Annotated in this window: 13 protein-coding genes; 2 read left to right on the top strand and 11 right to left on the bottom strand. The window is 53.8% G+C overall.

Annotation, left to right across the window (positions count from 1 at the left end):
• Positions 1-3: 3 nt before the first annotated feature.
• Both H6X51_RS16810 and H6X51_RS20435 read left to right on the top strand, forming a co-directional pair.
• Complete coding sequence (locus H6X51_RS16810) at positions 4-1,293, top strand: DUF2235 domain-containing protein (protein ID WP_185268626.1); 1,290 nt, start codon at positions 4-6, stop codon at positions 1,291-1,293.
• 47 nt (positions 1,294-1,340) lie between these two features.
• On the top strand, positions 1,341-1,433 hold the full coding sequence (locus tag H6X51_RS20435; protein ID WP_185268639.1) for a type II toxin-antitoxin system TacA family antitoxin: 93 nt from the start codon (positions 1,341-1,343) through the stop codon (positions 1,431-1,433).
• On the opposite strand, the gene H6X51_RS16820 is transcribed toward H6X51_RS20435, so the two are convergent.
• The 11 genes from H6X51_RS16820 to H6X51_RS16875 form a co-directional block, all read right to left on the bottom strand.
• Positions 1,423-2,757, bottom strand: coding sequence for a hypothetical protein (locus H6X51_RS16820; protein WP_185268627.1), 1,335 nt, complete (start codon positions 2,755-2,757; stop codon positions 1,423-1,425). The two genes, H6X51_RS20435 and H6X51_RS16820, sit on opposite strands and share 11 nt — an antisense overlap.
• On the bottom strand, positions 2,754-3,188 hold the full coding sequence (locus H6X51_RS16825; RefSeq protein WP_185268628.1) for a hypothetical protein: 435 nt from the start codon (positions 3,186-3,188) through the stop codon (positions 2,754-2,756). Before H6X51_RS16825 ends, H6X51_RS16820 begins: the two co-directional genes overlap by 4 nt.
• 242 nt (positions 3,189-3,430) lie before the next feature.
• Positions 3,431-3,781, bottom strand: coding sequence for a hypothetical protein (locus H6X51_RS16830; RefSeq protein WP_185268629.1), 351 nt, complete (start codon positions 3,779-3,781; stop codon positions 3,431-3,433).
• A 221-nt stretch (positions 3,782-4,002) separates the two neighbouring features.
• Positions 4,003-4,602: a putative adenosine monophosphate-protein transferase Fic gene (locus tag H6X51_RS16840; RefSeq protein ID WP_185268640.1), complete on the bottom strand. Its 600-nt coding sequence runs from the start codon at positions 4,600-4,602 to the stop codon at positions 4,003-4,005.
• Positions 4,602-4,772, bottom strand: a complete 171-nt coding sequence (locus H6X51_RS16845; protein ID WP_185268630.1) for a YhfG family protein — start codon at positions 4,770-4,772, stop codon at positions 4,602-4,604. The genes H6X51_RS16840 and H6X51_RS16845 overlap by 1 nt, the downstream gene beginning before the upstream one ends.
• Positions 4,773-5,052: 280 nt before the next feature.
• Positions 5,053-6,219, bottom strand: coding sequence for a nucleotide sugar dehydrogenase (locus tag H6X51_RS16850; protein ID WP_185268631.1), 1,167 nt, complete (start codon positions 6,217-6,219; stop codon positions 5,053-5,055).
• A gap of 48 nt (positions 6,220-6,267) precedes the next feature.
• Complete coding sequence (locus H6X51_RS16855) at positions 6,268-7,275, bottom strand: NAD-dependent epimerase (protein ID WP_185268632.1); 1,008 nt, start codon at positions 7,273-7,275, stop codon at positions 6,268-6,270.
• 3 nt (positions 7,276-7,278) lie between these two features.
• Positions 7,279-7,857: an acetyltransferase gene (locus H6X51_RS16860; RefSeq protein WP_185268633.1), complete on the bottom strand. Its 579-nt coding sequence runs from the start codon at positions 7,855-7,857 to the stop codon at positions 7,279-7,281.
• Between the two features lie 71 nt (positions 7,858-7,928).
• Positions 7,929-8,945, bottom strand: coding sequence for an MraY family glycosyltransferase (locus H6X51_RS16865; protein WP_185268634.1), 1,017 nt, complete (start codon positions 8,943-8,945; stop codon positions 7,929-7,931).
• Between the two features lie 131 nt (positions 8,946-9,076).
• A complete protein-coding gene (locus H6X51_RS16870) occupies positions 9,077-10,027 on the bottom strand; it encodes an NAD-dependent epimerase/dehydratase family protein (protein ID WP_185268635.1) in 951 nt (316 codons plus the stop codon).
• Between the two features lie 79 nt (positions 10,028-10,106).
• Positions 10,107-10,871, bottom strand: a complete 765-nt coding sequence (locus H6X51_RS16875; protein WP_221627396.1) for a glycosyltransferase family 2 protein — start codon at positions 10,869-10,871, stop codon at positions 10,107-10,109.
• Positions 10,872-11,181 lie beyond the last annotated feature (310 nt).

Below are 11,181 nucleotides of genomic sequence, written 5' to 3' on the forward strand. Positions count from 1 at the left end.
GTCATGCCCAAAAGAAGACTGGTTCTCTGCCTGGACGGCACCTGGAATTCCAATGACAAAAGCGACAAGGTAACCAACGTCGTCAAGCTGCTGCGCTCCATCCCACCGGTGGCAGGCGACGGCACCAGCCAGATCCTCTACTACGGGCGCGGCGTCGGCACCGCCAAGGGCGACAAGGTCAGCGGTGGCTTCAGCGGCGCCGGGCTGGATGCCAACGTCATCGACGGCTATCGCTTCCTCGGCAACAACTACCAGCCAGGCGATGAAATCTACCTCTTCGGCTTTTCCCGGGGCGCCTATACCGCACGCAGCCTGGCGGGGCTGATCAACCTGGCCGGCATATTCCACCCCTCCTGCCTCGGTGGCCCACTGGAACAACTGCTGGAAATCCGCCGATCGGACAACTACCCCGACAACCAGGCAAGAAAAACCGCCATCGCCGCCATCGACAACCTCAAGCGCCACGAACAGGTCAGGATCAAATGCATCGGCGTATGGGACACCGTCGGCTCGTTGGGTATTCCCGGCGACTGGGCGAAGAACCTGTCCTTCGCTTCACGCTGGTACTTCCACGACGTACGCCTGGGCTCGCATGTCGACGTCGCCCTGCACGCCCTGGCCATCGACGAAAAACGCGCCGCCTTCCCACCCACACTATGGGAAAAGCCCATCGGCCAACCACTGCCGTCCGGCCAGATCGTCGAACAGGTGTGGTTCGCCGGCGTCCACTCCAACATCGGCGGCTCCTACCCCGACAGCGACCTGTCGGACATCACCCTCGACTGGATGATCAAACGCCTGCGCGTCCACACCGACCTGGCGATCGACGTTCATCACGTGGCCCTGGATCTCAACCGCCCGATACAGGAACGCATCAAGGGCAAAGGCATCGAAAGCCGAACACTGCTATACCGCGCCATGCTCAGCCACACCTACCCCTACCTGCGCACCATCTGCGACGTGATCACACCACCCACCGGCAAGCTCGACGGCCTGATCCGCAACAACGTCAGCCTCGAAAACAGCCGGCGCAACACGCCCAACCCGCAAGAGGAGACCGTCAACGAATACCTGCACATCTCCGCCCTGCAACGCTGGCAACTGGAACACGTCCAACACGACGCCCCCGTGGACAAGGACATCACCCCAACCCCCTATCGCCCACCGAACCTCACCGCAGTGATCAAACAGGCAAGCCTGCAACCACCAGGCAAAACCATTCCCGTGGTCGACTGGGACGGTGAACCAATCCCGCCAGAGCAAGTACCCTGGCCCACTAACATCGGAGTGTAGCGCGCCTGCCACACCACACGCATTGATAAAGGCACCACTGCAGCGCGCTGGCTCACGCTGAAAAAACCATCCATGAACACGAAGTCATGAGCCTGAACAGCCAGGATTCCGAAGCCTTCTTCAATGGGGTTATGCTGTGACCAAGTCAAGATCGTAGCCGTTCAGCTCATCGCTTTGCAGAACATGGTTGTTCAGCAGCTGCATTGTCACCGTCATTGGGCTAACACCGAATACATCGGCAGCCCCTTGCAGAGCATCATCTGAGTATTCCCCTGACAGCAACTCTGTCAGGGGACCAATAGGGCATAGCAACTCCGCAGCAAAAGCGCGCTGTAGCTTCTGACGATAGGTATTTTGCGCGGTTGCCAAGTGCAATGTTTCAGGTGCTGGTCGTAACAAGCCATCACCCAGCAGTCTTGCCACCTCGAACCGCCGGCCAACAGGCCATTTCGAACGCAGGAGCACACGACTCGACTCGCCCTTCAGAGCCAGATCATAGGCCAGCGCCTGATTATGGCTCTGATCCTCAAAAAAGACCTTCTGGACAGCAAACCATTCGGCTAACTGAGTGTTACTGATAGGAGTGTCCGGTACATTTTCCTGCTCTCTCAGAGCATGAGCGGCTTTTACCCCATTGCGCCAAGCTTCCAGCTGATAGTCAACACGCGCATCCTGCCCCGACCAGCCTATTCTATCTTCCCTGGAAGACGCTCCCCCCTTTGAACGCGCCCAGCTCTGAAGCTGATCAGCGCTGATAGCGGCATTACCTGCACCCGCAGCCAGCTCGGTAATCGCATCCAGCCCCAACAAATCGATATCCTGATACAAGCCCGCTACCAATGTCTCTGGACACTCATCAGGATCAAAGCCCAGTAACGCCTCCAGCTGCCGATAGATTGCCAGCTCTGGATCTGCGCGTTCTGCTTGCAGCTCTTGCCTCATCATCAGGAGGTCAGCTTGTGTCTGCCCCTGGTCCACCAACCGCTCGCAAGCCCGCTCTACGAAGTCATCAACAGCATCTTCAAAGCTGATCAGAGGAATGACTGCATGCCCTGCAGACAAATAACGCAGGGGTTGTTGCGCGCTTGCCGCACTGGGATCAGCGCTGACTCGCATCCGCACCCCATCACTGGCAAAGGTCACGTTGGGCCATAACCAACCTCCCCCAACCGCAGCCATTCCATGAGACTCAAGCCAGCCTGGTGCCTGCTGTTTACCGTTACGCCGAGGTTCAAAGCATAAACGCCACCAATTCCACACCAGCCATTCTGCCAGGCGGTTCGCGGAAAGCACCGCATGACGCCGCACCTCACCGTTCAGTGAGTCTTCGGCACGTGTCATACACAAGCCGGCTACGCTCAGTTCAAGCTCTGATAAAGTCGCATTGTCTGCAGCGCTTTCCCACTGGGAAGCGCGACTAACCTGCGCCGTTTCCAGCCAGCGCGTGGCAATATGCATGCTCATGGTGCTCGCTTCTCCCACTCTTTGCGGATGACGTCAGCAAAAGCCACATCCAGTATCATTGGATAGCCATGATACTCTCCCAGCCCCTGATTCTGCAGCTGGGACTCAAATACTATGTCATTATGTACAGCCCAGATATTCTGAGGCCAGCCATTCCGGAACTGCGTACTCACCATGCCCCGCATAACGCCGGCAACCAATAGTGTCTGGGCATCCGATAACGAAAATTTTTCCTCAGCGTCGCAAAGGGTTTTGTCTGGCCGGGGTTTTGGTTCGGGTAGTCCGTAATCCGCCGGGAACTTCTTATGGAAAGGGCTGCCCTGATAACGCACCGCTTGCGCTATCTGCAAGCGCTGCTCAAGACTCAGCCTGGAATCGTCCAGCAGTGCATGCTTTGACTTCACTCGTTGTCGTCGTGAGGGGCGTTTCATCTCGGCTCCACTTCCTGTTTGGGGTGTAGCGTCCCTGCGCTACGCCATTCGCCATATCCATTACCACATGCATGAAAAAGCTTGTCTGCCTCAGGCCTGATCCTGCCTACGTTACAGAATCGTGTATCAGCTTTGGAGATATCAACGGTCCGGACCTGCCCAGCCCAATCATAAATATCAATGAAGAGTTCGCGATGCATGCGACATCGGACTCAGGAAAGTGATGGCCATGGCCGACCAGCTCAACGTCTGCGTACACCGGCGCCCGACTCCGCATACCTATCCAGAACAGTCTCCAGATTATCCAGAGCGAAGCACTCCTGTTCCACGCTGTAGCCTTTGCAGTCGAGCTTGTGCAGCAAGTGCCGGGTTTTATCCGCCAGGGCTTGTGGGCTGTAGCGTTTCAACTGGCGCTTGACCTCCACTAGCAGGATGCGTTTTTCCAGGTCATTGATGGCGACAATGTCTATTTCGTTTTTCGCAGCTGATGCAGTTACTGCTCGCGGTTGTAAAATTTCTGCATGGGAAGCCCTTAACGTACAAAATGCTAATGTATCGATCTGTACATTAATACGGCGTAGCTGTTCGAACACGCCGATACCTGCCAGAGGGATCACGTAGATAGAAGGCACCTTTCTGACGGCGGCAGAAGATGGTCGAACAGGTCTGGTTTCCCGGCTTCCACTCCAACATCGGGGGCTCCTACCCTGACAGCGACCTGTCGGACCCTCGACGAGATGATCAAGCGCCTGCGTGCCATACGTTTGATAAGCCTTGCACGACACAGGTAATGTCGAGGCGCCAGACCACTCCTTCATGGAGAAATCCGCTGACCAATGCATCGATCGAAAACCGCCACCAAAGGTCCATAGTCGCAAACAACAGCAGCAATATTTGCTTGCACCCATTCATCTCTACTTACCTGCCACCAGTCAATCTGGTAGCCGGCATTGATAATCAAGTGCTCGAACAACAGACGTTGCGCGCGACCGTTCCCATCCCTAAAAGGATGAATAACATTCAGGTCTCCATAAAACTCAGCAACCCGCTTCACCAGCTCTATCCGCTCGCATCCTTCCAACCAGTTAGCATTTGCCAGCGTATGAAAAAGCTTGGCTGCCTCAGGCCTGATCCTGTCTACGTTACAGAATCGTGTATCAGCTTTGGAGATATCGACTGTCCGGACCTGCCCAGCCCAATCATAAATATCAATGAAGAGTTCGCTGTGCATGCGACATAGGTAGGAAAAGTCATATGGTGGCAACTGGAATCGGATCTCACCTGCCGATACCGTAGTAATGTCACGCTCAGCCAGCGTCAGAAGGTCCTCGTCAAGAATATGCAAGCGATTCCGTAGGACAAGGCTTCCTGGGTAGCAATAAGGATCCTGCCCAACACCATATTTATCCAGAATCAAACCTTCTCTTGACGATAACGATTGAGAAGCTCCGCCTTTGTCGGGAGAGAACAGGAAGCATCACGGGGTTTTACAGTGAACCCTTCCAATCTCAAACTGGCTGCATAATTGTCGCGCTGGACCCTGGCGAAATATGCCTTTTTTTCACCAACAGTTAGCGTTGTCATGGTCACTCCCTCCTATCGGTGACTTGGGTAATGGTTACATTATACGCCACGTCCCCACAACCAGCCATCAACACCGGCATACCTGCAGGCCCTCTGAGATCACCGACAGGCAAGATTTAAAAGTGATCAAGCAAGCACACCTGCAACCACCAGGCGAAACCATTCCCGTGGTCGGCTGGGACGGCGAATCAATCCCGCCAGAGCAAGTGCCCTGGCCCACTAACACTGGGGTGTAGCGCGCCTGCGCTACGCCGAGCACAACACCCTGGCACCTTGAAACTCAATCACTACCAAACAAATCCCGCGTATACACCTTCTCAGCCACGTCCTCCAACTCCGCAGACTGCCGGTTCGCAATCACCACATCACACAGCTGCTTGAAGGCATCCAGATCATTAAGCACGCGAGACCCGAAGAAGGCATCCTCTTCCAGCACCGGCTCATAGACCACTACCTCGATCCCCTTGGCCTTGATCCGCTTCATCACACCCTGGATAGCAGACGCCCTGAAGTTATCCGAGCCGGACTTCATCACCAAACGATAGATACCCACCACCGTCGGCTTCCTGGCAATGATGGAGTCAGCGATAAAGTCCTTGCGGGTACGGTTGGCGTCCACGATGGCCTTGATCAGGTTGTTGGGCACCTGGTCATAGTTGGCCAGCAGTTGCTTGGTGTCCTTCGGCAAGCAATAACCACCGTAACCAAAGGAAGGGTTGTTGTAGTGGCCGCCGATGCGCGGATCCAGGCTCACGCCTTCGATGACCTGCCTGCTGTCCAACCCATGCACTTGGGCATAGCTATCCAGTTCATTGAAGTAAGCCACACGCATGGCCAGATAGGTATTGGAGAACAGCTTGATCGCCTCAGCCTCGGTCGAGTCCGTGAACAGCACCGACACATCCTGCTTGATCGCGCCCTGCCGTAGCAGTCCGGCAAACACCTCGGCCCGCTCACTACGCTCACCAACAATGATGCGCGACGGGTACAGGTTGTCATACAACGCCTTGCCTTCACGCAGGAATTCCGGCGAAAAGAGGATGTTGCCGGTATTGAACTTTTCCTTGATCGCCTGCGTATAGCCCACCGGAACAGTAGACTTGATGACCATCACCGCACCCGGATTGATCGCCAACACATCCGCAATGACCGCCTCAACACTGCTGGTATTGAAATAATTACTCTGCGGATCATAGTCGGTAGGCGTAGCGATGATGACGAACTCAGCACCGTTCAGCGCCTCCTGCTTGTCCAGAGTCGCAGTGAAATTCAGCGGCTTGTTCTTCAGAAAGTCAGAGATTTCCGTGTCTTCGATAGGCGAGACCCTATCATTCAGCAGAGCGACCTTCTCAGGCATGATATCCAACGCCACCACTTCATGGTGCTGACTGAGCAAAACGGCATTGGAAAGCCCTACGTAACCTGTACCTACTACGGCAATTTTCATGATTGATAATATTCCAGATATTTGAACAAGAGAGGTCCGGACAGTGACTCAGGCCCGATAATAATCCCGGTACCAGCGAATAAATTCTTCCACCCCTTCCTCAATGGAAAAGCGCGGCTGATAACCCGTATCCCGCTGTAAAGAAGTAACATCCGCATAGGTATGCTCGACATCCCCCGGCTGCAGCGGCAGCAGCTCCTTCTCGGTAGTCTTACCCAGCGCCTTCTCGATCACTTCGATGTAATGCAGCAACTCTACCGGCTGACTGTTACCGATGTTGTAGACCTTCCAGGGAGCCCGGCTACTGGATGGGTCAGGCTTCAGCCCCGACCACTCGGGGTTACCTTCAGGAATACGCGCCAGGGACAACAGGACGCCATTCACGATATCGTCGATATAGGTAAAGTCGCGGCGATGCTGGCCGAAGTTGAATACTTTCAGTGGCTTGCCCTGCGTGATCGCATTGGCAAACAGAATGGGCGACATATCCGGCCGCCCCCAGGGGCCATATACGGTAAAGAAACGCAGTCCGGTAGTAGGCACCCCATACAGATGGCTATAGGTATGCGCCATCAGCTCATTGGCCTTCTTGGTGGCCGCGTACAGGGACACAGGATGGTCAACATTGTCCTGCTCGCTGAACGGCATGGTCTCGTTAGCCCCATACACAGAACTGGACGAAGCGTACACCAGATGCTCCACCTTGTTCTGACGGCACCCCTCCAGAATGTTCACGAAGCCAACCAGATTACTGTCGACATAAGCATGAGGATTTTCCAGTGAATAGCGCACACCCGCCTGCGCTGCCAGGTTCACCACCCGGTTGAAGCCCTCCTCAGCAAACAGTCGGGCCACCGCATCACGGTCAGCCAGATCCATCTTCACAAAACGAAAATGCTCATAAGGTGCCAGCTCCTTCAGCCGATCCTCCTTGAGTGACACCTCGTAGTAATCGTTGAGGTTATCCAAACCGACAACGCTATGGCCCTGCTCCAGCAATTGTCTGGAAACATGAAAGCCGATGAAACCCGCCGCACCCGTTACTAGAACTTTCAAGCATCACCTCTTCTCATATAAAGCAGCCCCAGGAAGAATCAGCTCTCCCTCGGCGACTTCTACGTTGTAACCACAGCACGCCCCTGCCTGCAGCCAGGCACGCGCACCAATTTTCACTCCGCCGGCAAGCTGCACCCCTACACCAATATGCGACAGATCCCCCATCTGCACATCATGGTCCACGGTGGCATTGGCATTGACAATCACACCCTTACCCACCTCGGAAACCGTACCCACCACCGCACCGGCCATCACCGCACTCCCTACACCCACTCTGGCGGCAGGACTGATCCAGGCCTTGGGATGCACGACAGAAACCAGCTCAATACCGCTTTGCTCAATCAGAGCAATCCACTGCTCACGAACCGCATTATTCCCCACAGCAGCAATAGCGCCCTGGCAACGGCCAGCCACAGTACCGATATCCGCCACCTTGCCCACCACTTTACAACCCAAGGCTTCGGTCACCTGCGGCCAGGCATCATCAAGAAAAAGAACAGACTCCCACTCTCCCCTGAGCAACGCCGCCTCGGCAACCGACTTACCATGCCCGCCGGCACCCAGAATCAATAATGTCTTCATCTCTCTAACCCCTTGTACGATAGCGCCTGGCCGACCGCATCACCTGGGTGTGTAGCGCACCTGCGCTACGCTCATGTGCTTTCCAACCGCCCGGCGCGGAATCTCACCGCCAACACAGCCAACGGCAGATAGGCAATCAACAAGGCCAACAGCCCATCGATATAACCCAGCGCTACCACACAAGCCCAGGGCAGCAACCAAAGCACGTTGATCGCCAGCACCGCCAGCGTAACCGGCAAATGTGCGCCGTACTCGCGCGATGCATACTGGTAAGCATGGCTGCGATGCGCCTCATATACCTTGTCCCCGCGCAGCAGCCGGCGCAGCAGGGTGAAGGTGGCATCCAGCACAAATACACCCAGCAGAATCAACCAGGCCCATAGTAACTGCGGTGCAACCCAGGCTGCTTGTAACGCCAGCCCACCAAGCACTACGCCTAGAAAACCACTGCCCGCATCTCCCATGAAGATCTTCGCAGGAGGGAAGTTCCATACCAGAAACCCGGCTACAGCTGCTCCAAGAAGTAAAGGCGCAGTAGCTAACATGGGTATCCCAACCAGTGCATACAGCAAAGCACCGCCCACACAAACAGTAATCGCCTCTACGCTGGCAATACCGTCAATACCATCCATGAAGTTATAAAGGTTCAACAGCCATACCAGCATTACCGCAGCCAATACATAACCGATCAGCCCCAGATCAAAGCTGGTGCCCAGCAGCGCCAATCGAGGCAGCGCCGGCAACCAGGCCAGCAACCAGGCAGCCGCCACGAAATGAGCCAGCAACCGCCAGCGCGCCGCGATATGGCCGTGGTCATCCAGAAAGCCGATCACCGCTACCAAAGCCCCTGTCCCCATCAGCCCGACGACCAATGGCCAACTCAACCAACCCTGATACCCCACCAGCGGCAGCACAGCCAGATAGGCCAGGACAATAGCCACACCACCGCCCCGAGGCGTAGGGACTGAATGTGAACTACGCGCATTAGGTATGTCCATCAGGCTGCGAGACAAGGCATAACGGCGTAACATCCAGGTCAACAGCAAAGCAACACCAAAAACACCGGGCAACAAAATCCACAAAGACATGCGATTACTCATTCAGAAAGGTAGAAGCAGCGGCGCGAAAACCATCATCCAGAAACTCAAGAAGATCGCCGCGCCTGAACGTCGCGGACAACTGTTGCAGGGATTTCGCCGATCAGCACACAAACTCTGCGTCATTTCAAGACGCTACGAACCACACCCCTTTTTAGCTCATCCACAAAATTTGCTTTACCCCTCCAGCCCAACAACTCATATAGAGGCTGCGGGTCGATCTCAAAGTCGCCCAAGACCTTGACTGCCGTCCGCCTTCGTCCCAAGAGGGTCGCCGCAGCATACATCAAGGCAACAGGAACCGGCAGTAATCGGGGGGATACCCCCAACGCTTTAGCCATCCCCCTTATTATTTCTGCAGTACTCACCACTTCCCCATCACAAGGAAGAATGATGCAACATGATGGCAGAGGGTAGCTGGCCGCTCGCCAAAGTATTTCAGATAGGTTATGCACAGATACCAAACTGCGTCTATTCTGAACTAAACCAAATGGCAGCGGCACACCTTTAGTGACCATATCTAATAGGCGGCGAAAATTCCCTGGGGCATCTATGCCGTAAACCATTGGAGGCCGAACGATGACTAATTCAACATTCGAGTCAAAAAAAACATCACGCAACAGCTTTTCAGCCTCCTGCTTTGATACTGCATAGTCATCCAACGGGGCCACAGGAGAGCCAGGTTTCAATGGCACACGCGTTTCTATACCATGAACCCCAATGGAAGAAACAAAAATAAAACGCTGAACTCCAGCTTTCAGTGCTTGCTTAGCCAGTTCAACGGTTCCTTCCGTGTTTATCTTTCTAAATTCATCTACGGCGTTCACCGACGGCTCTCTCACCACATGGGCTCGACCAGCCAAATGCACCAGCGTTTGCACTCCATCCAAATGCGCTTGCCAACAAGAGCCTTCTGCCAGCTCAGGTGAGGCCAGCCAAGTGCCATTAGTTGGAACGTACTCAGGTCTGGTTCGAGAGGCAGCGATAATTTTTACCGGCTTGTCTTCCAAAAGGCTCATATAATAACGCCCAATAAATCCAGAAGCGCCAGTAACAAGAATTTTATTATTCATCAGAATAAGCCACGCAAAACACCAAGAAAACACTCAAACAACCGAAAAGCAACAAAAGAAAATCGACTGCATGAAAGCATTAGTTAACGCCCCGCAACCGTCCAAGCAAGCCACCGACAGCATAGAAAGAGAAATAATACGCAGACTTAATCAGAGATAAATTTTCCACTTCCCTGATAACTTTCCAAGTATATTTAGCGGAGACCACTTTATTTCTGGACAGCGAATAGGAGTGAACTCGATAAGCGCCCAAACACTTATCGATACCACACGCCACCCCATTCATTCTTATTATCTTTAACCACATAGCCAAATCTTGCCGCCTAATAATATCAGGCATCAATACCCGACCTACCTGATCAGTATCAAAAATAACCGAAGAAGTCACGATCGGAGTCTTACGCAGCAAGGTGGAATAGCTAATGACTTCCGGCACCTTACGAGCACCAACCTTACCTCCATGAGAGTCTATAACATCTACAGCAGTGCAACTGATGGCACTGCCTGCAGCAATCATTTCAGCCAATTGCACTTCCAGCTTCTGTTCATACCAAAGATCATCACAATCAAGAAAAGCAATAAAGCGACCCACTGACTCCAATATAGCTGCATTTCTGCTTTTTGCCGCTCCAGAGTTCCCGGGCATTCTTATCAGCTTTACACGTGAGTCCTGCTGTTTGATCCTCTCAACCTCCTGTAGAGACTTGTCTGTCGAACCATCATCAACCACGATAAGCTCGAGATCGGCGTATGTCTGGGAAAGTACAGACTGGATAGCCGCTCCAATATATTCTCCCCCATTATAATTAGGCATAATAACAGAGACCATACTCTCCTGCCCCATAACACCTCCTAAGGTAATCCCCCATTTTTAACGGGGCTCATAAGTAGAGTCAGACCACTACGGCCAACTTCTTTCGCGGCGTGATACTTTACAGCACCTCTGTCAAGCCAACATGTTATCTTCGCAGCCTATCCCACACCAAAACGTACTCATTCATCGATGCAGCTGAATCGAAATATTTCAATACAAAACCCACCGCAGACTCTGAAATACTTTTATAAAGAGGCTGGTTATTTATGGCTCTTCACTTATTCGTATGGGTTAGGTGCCATGCATAGTCCACCATAGTGAAACAGGATCGACCTCTTGA

This window comes from Halopseudomonas xiamenensis (genome assembly GCF_014219065.1).
GTDB lineage: Bacteria > Pseudomonadota > Gammaproteobacteria > Pseudomonadales > Pseudomonadaceae > Halopseudomonas > Halopseudomonas xiamenensis.